22 protein-coding genes (1 of these 22 running past the window's edge) are annotated in these 16,850 nt (G+C 65.2%); 11 read left to right on the top strand and 11 right to left on the bottom strand.

The window, feature by feature from the left end; all coding sequences use genetic code 11:
- Window positions 1–2 precede the first annotated feature (2 nt).
- The 7 genes from LY632_RS13705 to LY632_RS13675 all read right to left on the bottom strand — a co-directional run bounded on the left by LY632_RS13705 (window position 3) and on the right by LY632_RS13675 (window position 4,652).
- The gene (locus LY632_RS13705) at window positions 3–575 is read right to left on the bottom strand and encodes a TMEM165/GDT1 family protein (RefSeq protein ID WP_234091675.1); all 573 of its coding nucleotides are present in this window, start codon (window positions 573–575) and stop codon (window positions 3–5) included.
- A 189-nt stretch (window positions 576–764) separates the two neighbouring features.
- A complete protein-coding gene (locus LY632_RS13700) occupies window positions 765–1,382 on the bottom strand; it encodes a riboflavin synthase (protein WP_234091674.1) in 618 nt (205 codons plus the stop codon).
- Between the two features lie 9 nt (window positions 1,383–1,391).
- A complete protein-coding gene (gene ribD / locus LY632_RS13695) occupies window positions 1,392–2,372 on the bottom strand; it encodes a bifunctional diaminohydroxyphosphoribosylaminopyrimidine deaminase/5-amino-6-(5-phosphoribosylamino)uracil reductase RibD (RefSeq protein WP_234091673.1) in 981 nt (326 codons plus the stop codon).
- Window positions 2,369–2,833, bottom strand: coding sequence for a hypothetical protein (locus LY632_RS13690; RefSeq protein WP_234091672.1), 465 nt, complete (start codon window positions 2,831–2,833; stop codon window positions 2,369–2,371). Before LY632_RS13690 ends, ribD begins: the two co-directional genes overlap by 4 nt.
- Before the next feature lie 45 nt (window positions 2,834–2,878).
- Window positions 2,879–3,601, bottom strand: coding sequence for a M48 family metallopeptidase (locus LY632_RS13685; protein WP_234091671.1), 723 nt, complete (start codon window positions 3,599–3,601; stop codon window positions 2,879–2,881).
- On the bottom strand, window positions 3,598–4,059 hold the full coding sequence (locus LY632_RS13680; RefSeq protein ID WP_234091670.1) for a YcgN family cysteine cluster protein: 462 nt from the start codon (window positions 4,057–4,059) through the stop codon (window positions 3,598–3,600). The genes LY632_RS13685 and LY632_RS13680 overlap by 4 nt, the downstream gene beginning before the upstream one ends.
- Window positions 4,047–4,652, bottom strand: a complete 606-nt coding sequence (locus tag LY632_RS13675; protein ID WP_234091669.1) for an SCO family protein — start codon at window positions 4,650–4,652, stop codon at window positions 4,047–4,049. The genes LY632_RS13680 and LY632_RS13675 overlap by 13 nt, the downstream gene beginning before the upstream one ends.
- A gap of 130 nt (window positions 4,653–4,782) precedes the next feature.
- Here LY632_RS13675 and LY632_RS13670 point away from each other — a divergent pair, with 130 nt between their 5' ends.
- Genes LY632_RS13670 through ssb form a run of 5 tightly spaced genes read left to right on the top strand, consistent with a single transcriptional unit; the run spans window position 4,783 to window position 8,707 of the window.
- Complete coding sequence (locus LY632_RS13670; protein ID WP_234091668.1) at window positions 4,783–5,355, top strand: ankyrin repeat domain-containing protein; 573 nt, start codon at window positions 4,783–4,785, stop codon at window positions 5,353–5,355.
- Between the two features lie 4 nt (window positions 5,356–5,359).
- Window positions 5,360–6,022, top strand: a complete 663-nt coding sequence (locus LY632_RS13665; protein ID WP_234091667.1) for a COQ9 family protein — start codon at window positions 5,360–5,362, stop codon at window positions 6,020–6,022.
- A 59-nt stretch (window positions 6,023–6,081) separates the two neighbouring features.
- Complete coding sequence (locus LY632_RS13660; protein WP_234091666.1) at window positions 6,082–6,321, top strand: FeoA family protein; 240 nt, start codon at window positions 6,082–6,084, stop codon at window positions 6,319–6,321.
- A 7-nt stretch (window positions 6,322–6,328) separates the two neighbouring features.
- Complete coding sequence (locus tag LY632_RS13655) at window positions 6,329–8,179, top strand: ferrous iron transporter B (RefSeq protein ID WP_234091665.1); 1,851 nt, start codon at window positions 6,329–6,331, stop codon at window positions 8,177–8,179.
- 15 nt (window positions 8,180–8,194) lie between these two features.
- Window positions 8,195–8,707: a single-stranded DNA-binding protein gene (ssb, locus tag LY632_RS13650; RefSeq protein ID WP_234091664.1), complete on the top strand. Its 513-nt coding sequence runs from the start codon at window positions 8,195–8,197 to the stop codon at window positions 8,705–8,707.
- Here the strand turns inward: ssb and LY632_RS13645 are convergent, their stop codons facing one another.
- Together LY632_RS13645 and LY632_RS13640 are read right to left on the bottom strand one after the other, a co-directional pair.
- Window positions 8,708–9,232 carry a DUF177 domain-containing protein gene (locus LY632_RS13645; protein ID WP_234091663.1) on the bottom strand — a complete coding sequence of 175 codons (525 nt, stop codon included), beginning with the start codon at window positions 9,230–9,232 and terminating at the stop codon, window positions 8,708–8,710. It abuts the gene before it with no gap.
- Window positions 9,229–9,747 (bottom strand): ubiquinol-cytochrome C chaperone family protein, encoded by a 519-nt coding sequence (locus LY632_RS13640; RefSeq protein ID WP_234091662.1) that lies wholly within the window; start codon window positions 9,745–9,747, stop codon window positions 9,229–9,231. Before LY632_RS13640 ends, LY632_RS13645 begins: the two co-directional genes overlap by 4 nt.
- Window positions 9,748–9,943: 196 nt before the next feature.
- On the opposite strand from LY632_RS13640, the gene LY632_RS13635 reads away from it, so the two are divergent.
- The 5 genes from LY632_RS13635 (at window position 9,944) to LY632_RS13615 (ending at window position 13,240) form a co-directional block, all read left to right on the top strand.
- Window positions 9,944–10,408 carry an outer membrane protein assembly factor BamE gene (locus LY632_RS13635; RefSeq protein WP_234091661.1) on the top strand — a complete coding sequence of 155 codons (465 nt, stop codon included), beginning with the start codon at window positions 9,944–9,946 and terminating at the stop codon, window positions 10,406–10,408.
- A 54-nt stretch (window positions 10,409–10,462) separates the two neighbouring features.
- The gene (gene hslV / locus LY632_RS13630) at window positions 10,463–11,020 is read left to right on the top strand and encodes an ATP-dependent protease subunit HslV (RefSeq protein WP_305040818.1); all 558 of its coding nucleotides are present in this window, start codon (window positions 10,463–10,465) and stop codon (window positions 11,018–11,020) included.
- Window positions 11,021–11,114: 94 nt separating this feature from the next.
- Entirely contained in the window at window positions 11,115–12,416 is a 1,302-nt protein-coding gene (gene hslU / locus LY632_RS13625) for an ATP-dependent protease ATPase subunit HslU (protein ID WP_234091660.1), read from the top strand.
- Complete coding sequence (locus LY632_RS13620; protein ID WP_234091659.1) at window positions 12,413–12,820, top strand: ACT domain-containing protein; 408 nt, start codon at window positions 12,413–12,415, stop codon at window positions 12,818–12,820. The genes hslU and LY632_RS13620 overlap by 4 nt, the downstream gene beginning before the upstream one ends.
- Before the next feature lie 18 nt (window positions 12,821–12,838).
- A complete protein-coding gene (locus LY632_RS13615; RefSeq protein WP_234091658.1) occupies window positions 12,839–13,240 on the top strand; it encodes a GFA family protein in 402 nt (133 codons plus the stop codon).
- On the opposite strand, the gene LY632_RS13610 is transcribed toward LY632_RS13615, so the two are convergent.
- Together LY632_RS13610 and LY632_RS13605 are read right to left on the bottom strand one after the other, a co-directional pair.
- A complete protein-coding gene (locus tag LY632_RS13610; protein ID WP_234091657.1) occupies window positions 13,241–15,073 on the bottom strand; it encodes an ABC transporter ATP-binding protein/permease in 1,833 nt (610 codons plus the stop codon).
- A gap of 45 nt (window positions 15,074–15,118) precedes the next feature.
- Window positions 15,119–16,042, bottom strand: a complete 924-nt coding sequence (locus LY632_RS13605) for a retroviral-like aspartic protease family protein (RefSeq protein WP_234091656.1) — start codon at window positions 16,040–16,042, stop codon at window positions 15,119–15,121.
- A 202-nt stretch (window positions 16,043–16,244) separates the two neighbouring features.
- Between LY632_RS13605 and LY632_RS13600 the strand changes: the two genes are divergently transcribed.
- Window positions 16,245–16,850 carry the 5' portion of a glycosyltransferase gene (locus LY632_RS13600; RefSeq protein ID WP_370636539.1) on the top strand. 309 nt of this gene lie beyond the right edge of the window, so 606 of the gene's 915 nt are visible here — the first part of the coding sequence; the start codon lies at window positions 16,245–16,247; the stop codon falls past the right edge of the window.

The following is a 16,850-nucleotide window of genomic DNA, read 5'->3' as shown; positions in this document are numbered from 1 at the left end:
GTTCAAAGCCAGCCCGCTGCCTCCGCGATCACCCAGATACCGATGGCAAGGAAGAGTGCGGCCGCAATGGTTCGCACCACCTTCAGCGGCACGACGTCGACGATCTTCTGCCCGAACCACACCGCGGGCACATTGGCCAGCATCATTCCCGCCGTCGTGCCGACTGTCACCAGCAGCACATCCCGGAACTGCGCCGCCAGCGCAATGGTCGCGACCTGGGTCTTGTCGCCGATCTCGACGATGAAGAAGGCGATGGTGGTGGTCAGGAAAGCCCCGAAGCGGGGCGGCTCGGGCTCCTCGTCATGATCCAGCTTGTCGGGCACCAGCGTCCATGCCGCCATGGCGATGAAGCCCGCGCCCACCGCATAGCGGAACCATGCCCCTTCGAGCAGCCCGGCAACCGTCTGGCCGAGGAAGGCGGCGATGCCGTGGTTGGCCAGTGTCGCCACCAGGATGCCGAGGATGATCGGCAGCGGCTTGCGGAACCGCGTCGCCAGCACAATGGCCAGCAGCATGGTCTTGTCGCCGATCTCGGCCAGCGCGACCACGGCGGTGGAGGTGAGGAGGGGTTCCATTTTGTGTTCCGTGACGGATTAGGGAAAAAGAAGCGAGCCGAACTACTTGCCCTCTCCTGTTGCGGGAGAGGGTAGGGAGAGGGCTCGGCAGGGCAACTCCCGCCTCAGGCGGCGCAGCCCCCTCTCAACTTCGACTGGCGAAAAAGTTCGCAAGTCTCCGTAGCTCTCCTGCAAGCGGAGAGAGATTTGCTACCCCCGCAAACTCTCCATCCGCTTCAGGTAGCGTGCCAGCACGTCGATCTCGAGATTGACCGCGTCGCCCTCTGCCAGCGTGCCGAGCGTGGTCACTTCGCCGGTGTGAGGGATGATGTTGAGCGCGAAGATCACATCGCCATCGGGCTGGTCGGCCACGCTGTTGACCGTCAGCGAGACGCCATCGACTGTGATCGAGCCTTTCTCTGCCACATAGGGCGCAATGGCTTGAGGCGCGCGGATGTCGATGCGGATAGAGCCGCCTTCGTCCTGCATTTTCGCCACGCGGCCAACGGCATCGATATGGCCCGTAACGAGGTGTCCACCGAGTTCGTCACCCAGCTTGAGCGCCTGTTCGAGGTTGAGCCTGCGGCCCTCGGTCCATTGGTCCTGCGCCGTGCGGCTCACCGTTTCGCCCGAGACATCGACCGCGAACCAGGCATCGCCTTTCTCTCCGCCGCGTTCGACCACCGTCAGGCACACGCCCGAACAGGCGATCGATGCGCCGATGGCCATGCTATGCGGGTCATAGGGGCAGGCGATGCGGATATGCAGGTCGCCCTTTTCCTCGACGCTGGCGATGGTGCCGATGGCGGTGACGATGCCGGTAAACATGGGAACTCCTTAAGTCCTGGCCCGCGCATAGGCTTCGAAGCAATCGCTGCCAAGCTGGCGGCGCTCGGCGAGTTGCCAGCGGCCATGGGTCGAGGCGAGGTCCGCGACGGCAAGCGCTTCCACGGCGCGCAAGCCATCGCCGATGACGATCGGGGCGCGGTAAATTTCGATTCGGTCGGCGAGGTCTTCGGCCAGGAAACTCGCGGCAGTCCTGGCCCCGCCTTCGACATATAGATACTGCACGCTATCAAGCCCAGCGATGTCCGCTGGCGCGGCAATGCGCCGGACGTCGGGCGGCACGTCGCCGCGTGTCAGCACGATCCGATGGGGGCTGCGATGTCCGAGACCGGGCAGTCGCACGTCGAGCCGCGGTCGATCGGCCCGCCAAGTGCCGCCGCCGACCAGGATCGCATCGGCGATCGCCCGGCGCGAATGGACGTGGGCGCGGGCCTCCTCGCCGGTGATCCACTGGCTGGTCCCGTCCGCCAGCGCGATGCAGCCGTCGAGCGACATGGCCAGCTTGAGCGTCACATGCGGACGTCCGAGCCGCTGGCGGATCAGAAAACCGGCAAGGCTGGCGTGAGCTTCGGGGATGGGCAGGTGATCGACTCGGATACCTGCCTTGCGCAGGCGTTCGCCACCAGCACCGTCAGTGCGGCTGTCGGGGTCGATCTCGGCTATGACAATACGGGCAGGTTTGGCCTCAATCAGCAGGTCGGCGCACGAGGGCCCGCGTTCGGACCGGTGGGCACAGGGCTCCAGCGTGACATACACGGTCGCGCCCAGCGCCTTCTCTCCGGCCTGATCCAGGGCGACAGCCTCGGCATGGGGGCGGCCGCCCGATTGGGTCCAGCCGCGCCCGACAACGATCCCGTGCCTGACGATGATGCAGCCGACGGCGGGATTGGGGCGGCTGAGCGGGCGGGCACGCGCAGCCAGCCGTGCGGCGGCGGCGAGCCAGTCGCTGTCCCCCCGCCCGGCTAGGCTCATTCGCTGCCTTGCAGTGCTGCTTCGCGCTTCTCCGCTGCCGCCTGGGCCGCCTTGCGGCGGGCCTCTTTCGCGGCTTCTTCGCGGGCCTTCTCTTCAGCGATCTTGCGCTCCATCGCGTCGACATCGACGCCGGTTGCGCGGCCCAGCGCGCGGTAGGCTTCCTTGGCTTCTTCCTCCAGCGCAGCGATGCGGGCAGCCTCGGCCTCCTTGCGCTTCTGGTTCTCGATATTGGAGGCGATGATTTCCTCGTCGGTGCGGCCCGGCTCGAAACTGGTGATGTATTCGATGGTCGGTCGCTCGGGCGGGATGAGGTGGCGTTCCTGCGCCAGCATGTAGAGACCCCACAGGGGGATCGCGAAGGACACGAAGAGGATCGGCCAGCGATAGGGCGTGGGTTTGCGGAACTCGTTCCAGAAATCGGCGATGCCGCCGGTGGGGTTGAAGCGTGTGAGCATGCTCATGCGCGCCAACATAGGGGCAGGAGCGCAGTGATGCCAGTGGAGTCGTCAGCCGAACGGCGCGTAGAGGCTGCGGCCATGGTCTTTCAACCAGCGGTCGGCGGCCTTGAGGTCGCCTTCGAACAGCTTGCCCAGTGCCGCATGAAAAGCGGGGGAATGGTCGAAATGGAGCCGGTGCGCGGTCTCATGCGCCGCGACCGAGCGGCGGACATGGTCGGGGGCCATGATCAGCCGCCAGTTGATCCGCATATGGCCGGTCACCGAGCAACTGCCCCAGCGCCGCCGTGCATTGCTGAGCGACAGCGGCGGGGCGGGCAGGTTTGCGCGGCCGGCGTACCAGGCGAGATCGTCGGAAAGAGCCTCGCGCGCCTCGGCCTGCAGCCAGCGTTTGAGACGTGCCCCGAGGGTTTCCTCCGGTCCGCCGAGCAGGACATGCCCCTGCTCGACACGCGGTTTGCGCGGGTGGGCGCGCTCCCAGGCGATCCGCAAGTGCCGGCCCCGATAGGGCAAGGTTCCCCCTGCCTGCGGCGCGCAGGTCCGAGGACGTCCTGCCAGCTGCGAGGCGAGCCAATCGGTGCGGCTTGCAGCAAATTCGACGGCATCGACGGTGCGGCCCCAGCGCGGCAAGGTGACCCGCACGCTCGCGCCATCGTCGGCCAGCCGCAGAACCATCCGCCGCGCGGTCGGGTGACGGCGGATCTCGACCGGTAGCGTGGCGTCCCCCACGCTCACCGTCAGATCGGCCGGATTGCGGCGGAGCCAGTCGATCATTCCTCCTCGTCCCAATCGGTCTCGTCCCACTCGACGATATGGTGTTCGAGCGGCCCGGCGCGGGTCTCGCACACCGCGCGCCCGGCGATCCCGGCGCCGCGGGTGTGCACTGCCATCGGGTCGCCACTGATCAGGTAATGCCAGCTGGGCAGCAGGTCGCCATCGGCGCGCAGGCGATAAGCGCAGGTACGCGGCAGCCACTGCACATCCTCGACAATCCTGAGCGTCAGCCGCAGGCAATCGGGCACGAAGGCCTTGCGATTGGCATAGTCGCTGCACCGCGCCGTCGGTATGTCGAGCAGCTTGCAGGCGACATTGGTGGCGGCGATCTCGCCGGTATCCTCATCCTCGATCTTGTGCAGGCAGCAGCGGCCGCAACCGTCGCACAGCGCCTCCCATTCGGGTTCGGTGAGAGCCGCCAGCGGCAGTTCCCAGAAGCGGTCCCTCAGCGAATCCATGCTTCCAGTTCTCGGGCGAGGCCTTCCGGACCTTTGTCGGTAGGGAGGATGCCGAGCGGCTCGCCATCGGGGCCGAACAAGGTAACGAAGGTCGAATGGGCGACATTGTAGAAACCGGTCTCGTCGGGCGATTCCTTCTGTGCGCTCGTACCGAAGGCCTTGGCAACAGCGGCGATGTCTTCCGGCGAGCCGGTCAGCCCGACCAGGCGGGGATGGAAATTGCCGACGAACTCGCCGACTTTTTCGGGCGTGTCACGCTCGGGATCGATGCTGATGAAAATCGGCTGCACCTTGGCGGCGAGCTCCGGATGCTCCTTCTCGAACAATTCCAGCCCCTGCGACATGCGGAGCACGTCGGTCGGGCAGATCGCCGGACAATTGGTGAAGCCGAAATAGACCATCCGGTACTTGCCCTTGAAATCCGCCCAGTTGACCTTCTGGCCCTTGCTGCCCGTCAGGGTGAAGTCGCCGCCGATCGTACCGTCGCGCATGTCGACGCCATCGGTCGTGGGGCCGGGAGGGGGCGGGGCGGAGGAACAGGCGGCGAGCGCCAGCGCTGCGGGAAGGGCGAGAAAGCGAATGGGGGCGGGCATGGCGAAAGCGTTCAGCCTCTGCTATCAGGGTTTGTCCAAGGGGCGAGTCACCCCCTCACATAGAATTCTAGCGGAGTGTGCAAAGGTGTCGCAGCCTGTTTTTCGCAAATCGGTTCTTGCCTTCGGCCTGATGGTGTCCGCGCTGGCTGCGCCTGCCTCGGCCCAGTTCAACACGGAAAGCCATGAATTCCTCGAGGCCGTGCGCGACGAGGACGGGACGCTGGTGACCAAATTCGTCCAGCAGCCGGGCAATACGCTGATCAACACGCGGGATCTCGTAACCGGCGACACCGCGCTCATCATCGTCGCGGGGCGTGACAGCAATGCGCAATGGATCAAGTTCCTGCTGCAGAATGGTGCCAACCCCAATCTCGCCAACAAGAAGGGCGTGACGCCGCTGATGCTGGCCGCGGCCAAGGGCAATGTCGACGGGGTCGAGGCGCTGCTCAAGGCCGGCGCGCGCATCGACGAGCAGGACAGCCTGGGGGAAACCCCGCTGATCTCCGCTACGCACCGGCGCGATTTTGCGATGATCAAGCTGTTGCTCTCCAATGGGGCCGACCCTGACCGCAACGACAACTCGGGGCGCTCGGCGCGTGACTATATCGAAATCATGGCTGACCGGCGGCTGACTGCCGAGCTGGAAGCCGCCGACGAGAAGAGGAAGGGGCAGACCGCCTCGACCTATGGACCGGGGCTCTGATCGCATGATCGAAAACGCGGCCGACCTTACGCTCGACGAGCTGCGCCTCGCACTCGCTCCGGCCATCGCCGATTCGGCCGTGTTCGACGGGTGGAGCGACGCGGCGCTGGTGATGGCTGCGGAGATCGAAGGCGTCGATATCGATGTCGCCCGGCTCGCCTTCAAGGGCGGCTCTATGGAGATGATCCGCGCCTGGATCGATGGCGTCGATGCGACGATGGCGGCGGAATGGCCGCGGGAAAAGCTGGGCCAGCTCAAGATTCGCGAGCGCATCCGCACGCTGGTGCAGTTCCGGCTCGATGCGGTGACAGGGCAGGAAGAGGCCGTGCGCCGCGCCATGGCGATCATGGCCATGCCACAGAACGCCGCCGAGGCCTTGCGGATCGGCTGGCGCAGCGCCGACCTGATGTGGCGGCTCGCCGGCGACACGGCGACCGACTACAACCACTACACCAAGCGCACGATCCTTGCCGGCATCTACGCCGCGACGCTGACCCAATTCATCAACGACGAGAGCGAAGGCAAGGCCGAGACGCGCGCCTTCCTCGACCGCCGGATCGAAGGCGTGATGAAGTTCGAGCAGGTCAAGGCGAAGCTGCTCAACAGCGAACGAGAGACCTTCAGCGTCACGCGTTTCCTCGGCCGGTTGCGCTATCCCGCACAGTGATCCGACTCACTATTGAGAATTAGTTGCAATAACGCCGCGCATCTGGCAGCGGGTCGCACATGACTCTCGAAGCGCTCGAACCGGGCCGCAGTGCCACCATTACCTCGATCGATTGGGTCGGGATTCCCGAAGATGACGGGAAGCGTCTGCGTGCCTTGGGCTTCGATGCCGGGGTGCAAGTGTCCGTCGCCCATCGCGGGGTGTTCGGCGGGCGTGATCCGCTGGCGGTGCAGTTGGGCCGGATGACCGTGGCGCTGCGCCGGGTGCATGCCGCCGCCGTTTCGATCGAACTGGACTAAGCGCCCCATGACAACGCCGCGAACCATCGCCCTCGTCGGCAATCCCAATGCGGGCAAGAGCGCGCTGTTCAACAAGCTGACCGGCGCGCGGCAGAAGATCGCCAACTATCCGGGCGTGACTGTCGAGCGGAAGGCCGGGCGGCTGGTGCTCCCCTCGGGCGAGCCGGTCGAACTGCTCGACCTGCCGGGCAGCTATGCGTTCGATGCTGCCAGCCCCGACGAGGAGGTGACCCGCAAGGTCGTGTTCGGCGAGCAGGAGGGCCAGCGCCGGCCCGATGCGCTGGTGGTGGTGCTCGACGCTGCGAACCTGGAACAGCATCTCGTCTTCGCACAGGAAGTGATTGCGCTTGGCCGCCCGACGGTGGTGGCGCTCAACATGATCGACCTGGCGGAACGGGACGGCCTTACGCTCGATCCCGAGGCGCTGGGCAAGGCACTCGGCGTTCCGGTGGTGCCGACGGTGGCGGTGCGCCGCCGCGGGCTGGACGAGCTTGTCGCGGCGGTCGCAGCCGTCAGCGCATCGGAACCCCATCCTCGCCCGCATCTCGACCTGACCGAGCGGCGACTGGAGGCCAAGAATATCGCCAAGGGCACGATTCTGTCCTCCTCCGCGCGGCATGTGATCGAGAGCAATCTCGACAAGGTCCTGCTCAATCCGTGGATCGGCCCGGTCATCCTGTTCGCGATCCTGTTCTTGATCTTCCAGGCCGTGTTCGCCTGGGCGACGCCGTTCGCCGATGCCATCGACGGTGCGGCAGGCGCTGTGTCAGACCTTGTCACCGCTTCGCTGCCCGAAGGTCTGCTGCGTGACTTCATCACCGAGGGCGTGATTGCCGGGGTCGGCTCGGTGGTGGTGTTCCTGCCGCAGATCGTGATCCTGTTCGCCTTCATCCTGGTGATGGAGGCGAGCGGCTACATGGCCCGCGCAGCCTTCCTGATGGACCGGCTGATGGCGACCGTCGGCCTCTCCGGCCGCAGCTTCATCCCGCTGCTGTCCAGCTTCGCCTGCGCCATTCCGGGCATCATGGCGACCCGCAGCATCGCCGATCCCAAGGACCGGCTGACGACCATCCTCGTCGCCCCGCTGATGACCTGCTCGGCCCGGCTGCCGGTCTATGCGGTGATCATCGCCGCCTTTATTCCGAAGGCCACCGTAGGGCCCGAGGGATTCGCAGTCATCGGTCTGCAGGGGCTGGTGCTGTTCGTGCTCTATGTTGCGGGCATTCTCGGCGCTCTGGCAGTGGCCCTGGTGCTGCGCCGCTCGGTCACCAAGGGCGACGCTTCGGGCTTCATCATGGAGCTGCCGCGCTACCAGATGCCCCTGCTCAAGGACCTGTTGATCGGCCTGTGGCAGCGGGCCTGGGTGTTCCTGCGCCGCGCCGGGACCATCATCTTCGCTGCGACGGTGATCCTGTGGCTGTTGCTGACTTTCCCAAGGGCGGGCGAAGGCGAGCGCCAGCTCGATGCGAGTTTTGCCGGCCAGATTTCGAGCGGGCTGCATGTCGTGCTCGAACCGATCGGCTTCAATCGCGAGATGAGCCTCGCCATCGTTCCCGCCATGGCCGCCCGAGAAGTGGCGGTGGCCTCGCTCGCGACGACCTATGCCATCGATGCCGATGACGAGGAGGAGGCTGCCGAAGGCCTCGCCGCAACGCTGGCCGGGCGCTGGAGCCTGCCGACCGCGCTGGCATTCCTGGCGTGGTTCGTCTTCGCGCCGCAATGCCTCTCCACCATCGCTGTCGCCCGGCGCGAGACGAATGGGTGGAAATGGCCCTTGTTCATGTTGGCCTACCTGTTTGGCTTGGCCTATGTCTTCGCGGGAATCACCTATTGGAGCGCGGTGGCGCTCGGACTGTAACGCGAAGGAATATCGATGGCCGGGTCTCTGAACAAAGTCATGCTGATCGGAAACCTGGGTGCCGACCCGGAAATCCGCAGCTTCCAGAACGGCGGCAAGGTCGCCAACCTGCGCATCGCCACCAGCGAGACGTGGAAGGATCGCAACACCGGCGAGCGGCAGGAGCGGACCGAGTGGCACAGCGTCGCGATCTTCTCGGAAGGTCTCGTCGGTGTGGTCGAACGTTTCCTCAAGAAGGGCAGCAAGGTGTATGTCGAAGGCCAGCTGCAGACCCGCAAATGGCAGGACCAGAACGGTCAGGACCGCTACACCACCGAAGTGGTGCTACGCGGCATGAACGGCACGCTGACCATGCTGGACGGAGCGCAGGGCGGCGGTGGTGGCGGTTACCAGCGCTCGGGCGGCGGTGGCAGCGGCAACTACAGCGGCGGCGACCAGGGCGGCGGCTGGAACCAGGGTGGTGGCGGTTCGGGCGGTTCGGGCGGCGGCTCGAACTACGACGATCTCGACGACGATATTCCGTTCTGATCAGTTCTTCTTCAACGCCGCCAGCGCATCGGCCAGCGGCCCCCCTGGCGTATCGTCGGTGATGATCCCGGCCCTGGCGCGCGTGGCATCGGCGTTCGGTCCTTCGGCATAGGGATCGATCGCCAGCGCGAGGCTTTGTGCGATTGCTTCGCCGAGGTCGAAGCTGTCCCCTTCATATTCGATCTGGTCGAGATCTTCGGCCCCCAGTTCGATTTCCTCGTCATAGGCCGGGGCGGTCTCGGCCTGCGCGGGGACGAATACCAACGCCAGCGGTTCGTTTATGGTGACGGGGAAGTCTTCGAACGATATGGCGCAGGCCTGCGTCAGCTCGGCGTGAAGCCAGCCAGTGGCAGCGACCTTGGCCCCGTCGGGATCGAGCGTGACTTCGGACCGGAGCGACTCGATGCTGGTGAGGCCGAGCCGGGTGGCCAGCGCTGCGCGTTCGGTTTCGTCCGCTTCGACCAGAACGGTATCATTCTTGATCGCCCGCAGCTTGATCGGGCGGCTCAGTTCGGCCGCGCTCACAGGCGCAGCTCCGCAGCCAGTAATTGCTCGTAGTCGAGCGCATCGAGGCTTGCCGCAAAGCGGCGCAGCCTGGGCGCGACACAGGCAGCCGAACCGCCTTCGCGGAAGGAAACATTGCGCTCGATCGCCGCCACCAGCGCCGCGTCGTCGTCCTGCGCCAGCCCTTCGCGCAGCGCGCCGCAGCGGCCGCCCAGGGCGCTGACCAGCTTGCCGAGCTGCTTGCCCACGGTCGGATCACCGATGCCCGCCTCGCGCAGCTGGCCGTCCATATCGTCCACGAACAGTTCGGTCAGCCGGGCGGACGCTGGCAGGGTCTCGACATCGCGTTCCATCCGCAGCATCGCCACCGCCAGCACGGTCGAAAGCATGTCGAACCGTCCGTCCAGCGTGTCGGCCACGCCGCATTCGGCATAGAGTTCGCGGCTGCGGGCGACCTTGACCAGCTCGTGCCACAACGGGCGCAGCGCCTCTTTCGGGTCGGGCTCGCGGTGGAACAGGCGGCTCAGCAGCTTCATCGTATCCCTCTATCCAGACGCTTGCGTTCAGCGACAATTCAAGCCGCGCTGCGCAAGCACACCTCACGCACAGCCAATCGGTGATGCGGCGTTGCAGTGCGCCGCGCTTCGCCCTAAGGCTTGCCGCCGATATAGGGAAAGCGCCGCGCAGCGAAAGAGGCGCTGGCTCCCAAGCGAATACGAAGGAAGGTTTTCGATGGTTCTTGGCAAGGTTGCAGGCGCGGCGCTGGTGCTTTCGCTGGCATTTGCGTCCAGCGGTTGCGGCACGATCCGCGAAAGCCAAGGCTATGTCGTCGACCAGCTGCTGGTCAATTCGGTCCAGCCGGGTATCGACAACCAGCAGTCCGTCGAAGCGACGCTGGGCCGTCCGACCTTCACCAGTCAGTTCGGCGAGCCGACCTGGTACTATGTGTCAAGCGTGACCGGCCGCAGGCCGTTCGTGCGGACCAAGATCCAGACCCATCAGGTGCTGGCGGTGAAGTTCGATGCCGCGGGCAATGTTATCGCTGCCGATACCACGGGGATCGACCAGGTGGTCTATCTTTCGCCCGATGGCGACAAAACCCCGACGCTGGGCCGCGAGCGCAGCTTCCTGGAAGACCTGTTCGGCAACATCGGCACCGTTGGTGCACCCGGTGCCGGGGCACCGGGCGGCGGCTGACGCTTCCGGCCGGGCTCACTTGACCCGCCATATCCGCGCCCCATATCGCGCGGCATGGACAATACTCCCAATGCGCACGGGCTGACGCCCTGGCACGGCACCACCATCATCGGCGTCAAGTGCGGCGACAAGACTGTCGTCGCGGGCGATGGTCAGGTCTCGATGGGCAACACGGTGATGAAGCCCAATGCCCGCAAGGTCAGGCGGATCGGTGACGGCAAGGTTGTCGCCGGGTTCGCCGGCGCGACGGCGGATGCCTTTACCCTGTTCGAACGGCTCGAGAAGAAGCTCGACCAGTACAATGGACAGCTGATGCGGGCCGCGGTGGAGCTGGCAAAGGACTGGCGCACCGACAAGTATCTCCGCAACCTCGAAGCGCTGATGATCGTCGCGGACAAGGATGTGCTGCTGGTGCTGACCGGCAATGGCGACGTGCTGGAACCCGAAGGCGGGATTGCCGCGATCGGCAGCGGCGGCAACTATGCGCTCGCTGCGGCCAAGGCCCTGGCGGACTATGAAACCGATGCCGAACAGATAGCGCGCAAGGCCATGGCCGTGGCGGCGGATATCTGCGTTTTCACCAATGACCAGGTGACGTTAGAAGTCGTGTAGCCTCCCCAAACCCGTTCGTGTCGAGCGAAGTCGAGACACGGCAAGCGCAGGGTTCTCGACTTCGCTCGAACCGAACGGAATTGTACTTCTTCATATGACCGAAGCACTTACCCCCAAAGCCATCGTTGCCGCTCTCGACGAGCATATCATCGGCCAGCGCGACGCCAAGCGTGCTGTTGCCGTGGCGCTGCGCAATCGCTGGCGGCGGATGCAGCTCGGCGTCGAACTGCGCGACGAGGTCACTCCCAAGAACATCCTGATGATCGGGCCGACCGGTTGCGGCAAGACCGAGATCAGCAGGCGACTGGCCAAGCTGGCCGACGCGCCCTTCGTCAAGGTCGAGGCGACCAAGTTCACCGAGGTCGGCTATGTCGGCCGCGATGTCGAGCAGATCGCCCGCGACCTGGTCGAAGAAGCGATCCGGCTGGAGAAGGACCGCCGCCGCGAGGCGGTGCGCGATGCAGCGAGCAAGGCGGCGATGGACCGCTTGCTCAATGCCCTCGTGGGCGAAAACGCGAGCGAGGCGACCCGCGAAAGCTTCCGTGAGCGGATCGTCCAGAACGCCATGAACGATGTCGAGGTCGAGGTAGAAGTTGCCGAAGTCGGCAATATGCAGATGGACATCCCCGGTATGGGCGGCGGGGCGACCATGATCAACCTGTCGGAAATGATGGGCAAGGCGTTTGGCGGCCCGCCCAAGAAGCGGCGCAAGCTCAAGGTCCCCGATGCATGGGATCGCCTCGTGGACGAGGAAGCCGAGAAGCGCATGGACCAGGACGATGTCGCCCGGGTCGCGCTGGAAAATGCCGAGACCAACGGGATCGTCTTCCTCGACGAGATCGACAAGATCGCGGTCAGCGATGTGCGCGGCGGCTCCGTCAGCCGCGAAGGCGTACAGCGTGACTTGCTGCCGCTGATCGAAGGGACCACGGTGGCGACCAAATACGGCCCGATGAAGACCGATCACGTGCTGTTCATCGCCAGCGGCGCGTTCCATGTTTCGAAGCCGAGCGACATGCTGCCGGAACTGCAAGGCCGCCTGCCGATCCGGGTCGAACTGCGCGCGCTCGAGGTGGAGGACTTCGTTCGCATCCTCAGCGAGACCCGCGCCAACCTGGTCGAGCAGTACGGCGCGCTGTTGGGGACGGAGAACGTCACGGTGGAGATTACCGAAGACGCCATCCGCGAGGTCGCGACCATTGCCGCGCAGGTCAACGAAAGCGTCGAGAACATCGGTGCCCGCCGCCTGCAGACCGTGATGGAGCGCCTGCTCGAGGAACTGAGCTTCGAGGCCGAGGATCACCAGGGCGAGACCATCGTCATCGATGCCGCTTACGTGAAGGAGCGGCTGGCGGGCCTTGCGCAGGACACCGACCTGTCGAAGTATATCCTGTGAGCGAACCGGTCGCCGATACCGCTGCGATGATCGCCGGAATGGACCCGGTGCTCGATTCTCGGCTCTGGAGCTTCGTCGGTGGCGAGGACCCCGAGGTGGTGTTCCAGCTGATGGGCCACGCGCTCGCCACCTTCCGCGAGGAGGAGGGGCTGTCGCTGATTGTCCCTCACGAGGTCGCGCTCGCCAACGAGATCGAGGCCGATCCCTATGCGCGCATCACCTTGCGGGTGCATTCCGCGCTCGACGGCGTCGGCCTGACCGCGGCCGTTTCCGGCGCGCTGGCAGGGGCCGGAATCGCCTGCAACATGGTCGCGGCGCTGCGCCACGATCATGCCTTCGTTCCGGCCGATCGGGCCGACGAAGCGCTGGCCTTGCTCAAGGAATTGCAGCATTCTCTGCGCTGACAGCGTGGAGGACAGGAAATGCCCACAGGCAGGTGCCATTGCGGCGCGGTCGTGTACCAGTTCCAGGGCGGGGTGCGGCATTCGTCGGTCTGCCACTGCGAGGATTGCCGCCGCTGCGCCGGCGCGACCGGGGTCGCGTGGATCGGGGTGGCGGCGGACGATTTCGCCATCGAACAGGGTGAGCCCGCGCTTTACCGCTCGTCCCCCGATGTCGAACGCTACTTCTGCGACCGGTGCGGCACCGGGCTCTGGTATGTCAGCGAGAACGTCTCGCCCGGTGCCGTCGATATCCAGACCGCCACGCTCGACGAGCCCGAATCTTACCCGCCGGACAAGCACGTCCAGATGGCCGATGCGCTCGAGTGGGAGGCAACCCTTCACGCCTTACCGCAATTCCAGCGATTCCCGTCGAGCGGATAGCTACTCCGCCGCTTCCACCAGCGTGTCGCCTTCGGCCTGCTGGCGCGCCCACATTTCGGCATAGAGCCCGCCCTTACGCAGCAGGTCGGCGTGGCGGCCCTGTTCCTCCAGCCGCCCTTCGTTGAGCACCAGGATCGTATCGGCATCGGCAATCGTCGATAGCCGGTGCGCGATGGCGAGCGTCGTCCGGTCGCGGCTGACACGTTGCAACGTGGCGAGGATATCCTGCTCGGTGCGCGAATCGAGCGCGCTGGTGGCCTCGTCGAACAGCAGGATCGGCGGGTTCTTGAGCAGGGTGCGGGCAATGGCGACGCGCTGCTTCTCGCCCCCTGAGAGCTTCAGCCCGCGCTCGCCGACCTGGGTTTCGAAGCCCTCGGGCAGCTTCTCGATGAAAGGCAGGATCGCGGCATCGCGGGCGGCGGCGACGACGTCGTCATGGCTGGCGCCGTCCCGGCCGTAGGCGATGTTGTAGCCCAGCGTATCGTTGAACAGCACGCTGTCCTGCGGGACAATCCCGATTGCCTCGCGCAGGGATTCCTGGGTCACCTTGGCGATATCCTGCCCGGCGATCAGGATGCGCCCGGCCTGCGGGTCATAGAACCGGAACAGCAGCCGTCCGATGGTGCTTTTGCCCGCGCCGCTCGGCCCGACGATGGCGACCCGCGCCCCGGCGGGCACTTCGAAGCTGAGCCCGTGGAGGATGGTGCGATCAGGATCGTAACCGAACACCACGTCCTCGAAGGCGATGGTCGGGGGGCTGGCGATGAGGGCGGGGGCGCCGGGCACGTCCTCGACTTCGACCGCGGTATCCATCAGGCGGAACATGGCCGCCATGTCGATCAGCCCCTGCCGGATCGTGCGGTAGACGAAGCCGAGCATGTCGAGCGGACGGAACAGCTGGGTGAGATAGGTCTGCACCGCCACCAGGTCGCCGACGGTCAGCTTGCCGAGGCTCCACTGGTAGACCGTGAAACCCAGCGCAAACAGCATCAGCGCGTTCATGACGAAACTCTGCGTCATGTTGAGCAAGCCGAGCGAGTTCTCCGACTTGATGGCGGCTTCGGCGTAGGCCTTCGCGCTTTGCGAATAGCGTTCCTGCTCGCGCCGCTCGGCGCCGAAGTATTTGACCGTCTCGTAATTGAGCAGCGAATCGACCGCGCGGGCCAGCGCCGTGCCGTCGAGATCGTTCATCCGTTTGCGCAGCGCGGTGCGCCATTCGGTGATCCAGCGCGTCAGGGCGATATAGACCACCACCGTCAGCGCGGTCGCCAGCACCAGCTCGAACCCGAACAGCGTGTAGAAGATCACTCCCAGCGCGATCAGCTCGATGATCGTCGGGACGATGTTGAACAGCAGGAAATAGAGCATGGTGTCGATGCTCTTGGTTCCGCGCTCGATGATCTTGGTTACCTCGCCCGTGCGGCGCGAAAGGTGGAAGCGGAGCGACAGATTGTGCAGCCGCTGGAAGGTGTCCTCGGCTAGGTTCTGTGTCGCTTCCTGCCCGACCCGCTCGAACACGATATTGCGGACCTGGTCGAAGGCCCCGCCGAGGAAACGCCCGGCGGTGAAGGCAATGACGAAGCTTAGCGCCACCCACAGCAGCGCGTCGCCTTGCGAAGCCATGGTGTCGACCACCCGCTTCATGGCGAGCGGGGTCGCGAGGATGATGCCCTTCGTCAGCAGCACGAGCGCCAACGCACCCACGATACGCAGCTTCAGGTCAGATCGACCCTCGGACCAGAGGTAGGGGATGAAACGGCGCATCGTGCCCCAGCCATCGACATCGCCGGGGCTCGGATCTTTATCGTCGGATGTGGGAAGCGGGTGCGCCATTGCCGCGCAAGATGGGCGCTTGCGCCCACCGGCGCAATGGCCACACTATTGCCCCGGAATGCGCGTGGGGAAGAACTGCCGCTGATAAGGCAGTGTGGTGTGCGAGCCCGAAGGCAAATCGAACAGCACCTGGCCGGTCGAAAAATCGATCGCGACCCGCTCGAAATTCTGCAGATTGCGCATACCCATGATCAGCGTCGGCTTGTCTTCCAGCTCAAGCGCTTCGAACGCCGGACTGTCGGCAAAGGTGATCGGTATTCCTGCCATGGTCAGCCCGCCAATGGTCATCTCTTTGGCGTACCCCAGGTTGCCGTAGAGCTTGACCCCGTTAACGTCGGTCGACTGGACCAGCACGTCGCCCCTTGCCCGCAGCTTACTCTTGAGCGCCATGTTTCCGACCGTGTTCTGCGCCCCGGTGTCGATGATGACCGCGACCTTGACGCCATCGATCTTGGCATTGGTGATGATCATCTGGCCCAACCGCCGCCGGGCGCGGACCACGATTTGATACCCGCGATTGCCACCCAGCGAATCCGCATCGGCGACCGTCAGCCGGTCTTCCTTGAAATCGATCAGCACGCGCATATCCTGCAGCGAGTTGAGGCCCAGGATACCATCGGCACCGACATTGTAGGCTTCCAGCAGCGGAGCCTCGAGATTGTCGAACAGCCGCCCGGCGAATTCGAGCCCGTCGAGCTGGACCATGTCGACCTGGCGCCGGCTGCCCATCGCCACCAGCGTGGCCTTGCCCAGGGGCGGCAGCTGGAGCTGCTCGGATAGCGTCCGGCTGACAACCGTTGCCTGCGAACCGGTATCGACCATGAAACGAAACGGCCCATTTCCGTCGATGGTGACGGGCACGGTCAGACGCTCGTAGCGATCGCGCTCGGCCTGCAAGACGTCAGGAGCGACGACTTCGGTTGCGGGCGCTTCTGCAGCCGGCGGGAAATTCCCGCTGTTTGCAGCCATGAGCGGAGCGACTGCCAACAGGGTTGCACATCCAAGGAGCCGTTTGCGCATTGCGTTCCTCTCCCGCGCGGCCTGCCGTGGTGGCCGTCGCATGATCCCGAGAATATCACTTTCGTCGCGGCGGACCAAACCGATACATTTCGTGACACCATGGAAGGTTAATCCGATATTCGCTCCAGCGGGAATCGAGTAAGGGCGCCGAGTGACCGACCAACCGCGTGATCCTGCTCTCGCCGAAAAGCCGCGCGCCTGCGTGGTGGTAATGGCACACAACGAGCAAGCGCGGATCGGCGCCTGCCTTGCCAGCCTTCCTTGCACCGAGCCCGGCATGGCCGTGCATGTGGTGGTCAATGGCTCAACCGACCGCACGGCGGAGATTGCCCGTGGCTTTGCGGGGGCGAGAGTGCATGACTGGCAGCAGGGTGGCAAGGCACGCAGCTGGAACCGCATCATGTTCGACACGCCCGGGGTCGGGGGCGATGCCTTCATCTTCGTCGATGGCGATGCGCAAGTGCTTCCCGGCTCGATCGAAGCGCTGATCGAAGGCCTCGCCACGCCGGGAGCCAACGCGGCCTCGGGCTTGCCCGCCAACGGCCGCCAGGCGCGGGCCTACCAGCGCAGCATTGTCGAGCAGCATGGCATGTTCGGCGATCTCTATGCACTGAGTGGCGATTTCGTCGCCCGCCTGCGCGGCAGTGGATTGCGTTTGCCCGAAGACCTGATCGGTGATGACAGCCTGATCGGAGCGCTGGCCAAGACCGATCTCCAGCATGAAGACAATTGGCGCGATAGCCGCATCATCCCTTGT

This window comes from Erythrobacter sp. SDW2 (assembly GCF_021431965.1).
Lineage (GTDB): Bacteria > Pseudomonadota > Alphaproteobacteria > Sphingomonadales > Sphingomonadaceae > Parerythrobacter.
This window is presented reverse-complemented; position numbering and strand designations above follow the sequence as displayed.

What these genes read in the sequence shown, in the direction of transcription:
- ssb (WP_234091664.1), top strand. Translation starts at nt 8,195, where the DNA reads ATGGCCGGGTCTCTGAACAAAGTCATGCTGATCGGAAACCTGGGTGCC.
- LY632_RS13640 (WP_234091662.1), bottom strand. Translation starts at nt 9,747, where the DNA reads ATGAAGCTGCTGAGCCGCCTGTTCCACCGCGAGCCCGACCCGAAAGAG.
- LY632_RS13610 (WP_234091657.1), bottom strand. Translation starts at nt 15,073, where the DNA reads ATGGCGCACCCGCTTCCCACATCCGACGATAAAGATCCGAGCCCCGGC.
- LY632_RS13705 (WP_234091675.1), bottom strand. Translation starts at nt 575, where the DNA reads ATGGAACCCCTCCTCACCTCCACCGCCGTGGTCGCGCTGGCCGAGATC.
- LY632_RS13615 (WP_234091658.1), top strand. Translation starts at nt 12,839, where the DNA reads ATGCCCACAGGCAGGTGCCATTGCGGCGCGGTCGTGTACCAGTTCCAG.
- LY632_RS13605 (WP_234091656.1), bottom strand. Translation starts at nt 16,042, where the DNA reads ATGGCTGCAAACAGCGGGAATTTCCCGCCGGCTGCAGAAGCGCCCGCA.
- hslU (WP_234091660.1), top strand. Translation starts at nt 11,115, where the DNA reads ATGACCGAAGCACTTACCCCCAAAGCCATCGTTGCCGCTCTCGACGAG.
- LY632_RS13690 (WP_234091672.1), bottom strand. Translation starts at nt 2,833, where the DNA reads ATGAGCATGCTCACACGCTTCAACCCCACCGGCGGCATCGCCGATTTC.
- LY632_RS13680 (WP_234091670.1), bottom strand. Translation starts at nt 4,059, where the DNA reads ATGGATTCGCTGAGGGACCGCTTCTGGGAACTGCCGCTGGCGGCTCTC.
- LY632_RS13655 (WP_234091665.1), top strand. Translation starts at nt 6,329, where the DNA reads ATGACAACGCCGCGAACCATCGCCCTCGTCGGCAATCCCAATGCGGGC.
- hslV (WP_305040818.1), top strand. Translation starts at nt 10,463, where the DNA reads ATGGACAATACTCCCAATGCGCACGGGCTGACGCCCTGGCACGGCACC.
- LY632_RS13700 (WP_234091674.1), bottom strand. Translation starts at nt 1,382, where the DNA reads ATGTTTACCGGCATCGTCACCGCCATCGGCACCATCGCCAGCGTCGAG.
- LY632_RS13675 (WP_234091669.1), bottom strand. Translation starts at nt 4,652, where the DNA reads ATGCCCGCCCCCATTCGCTTTCTCGCCCTTCCCGCAGCGCTGGCGCTC.
- LY632_RS13685 (WP_234091671.1), bottom strand. Translation starts at nt 3,601, where the DNA reads ATGATCGACTGGCTCCGCCGCAATCCGGCCGATCTGACGGTGAGCGTG.
- LY632_RS13660 (WP_234091666.1), top strand. Translation starts at nt 6,082, where the DNA reads ATGACTCTCGAAGCGCTCGAACCGGGCCGCAGTGCCACCATTACCTCG.
- LY632_RS13665 (WP_234091667.1), top strand. Translation starts at nt 5,360, where the DNA reads ATGATCGAAAACGCGGCCGACCTTACGCTCGACGAGCTGCGCCTCGCA.
- ribD (WP_234091673.1), bottom strand. Translation starts at nt 2,372, where the DNA reads ATGAGCCTAGCCGGGCGGGGGGACAGCGACTGGCTCGCCGCCGCCGCA.
- LY632_RS13670 (WP_234091668.1), top strand. Translation starts at nt 4,783, where the DNA reads ATGGTGTCCGCGCTGGCTGCGCCTGCCTCGGCCCAGTTCAACACGGAA.
- LY632_RS13635 (WP_234091661.1), top strand. Translation starts at nt 9,944, where the DNA reads ATGGTTCTTGGCAAGGTTGCAGGCGCGGCGCTGGTGCTTTCGCTGGCA.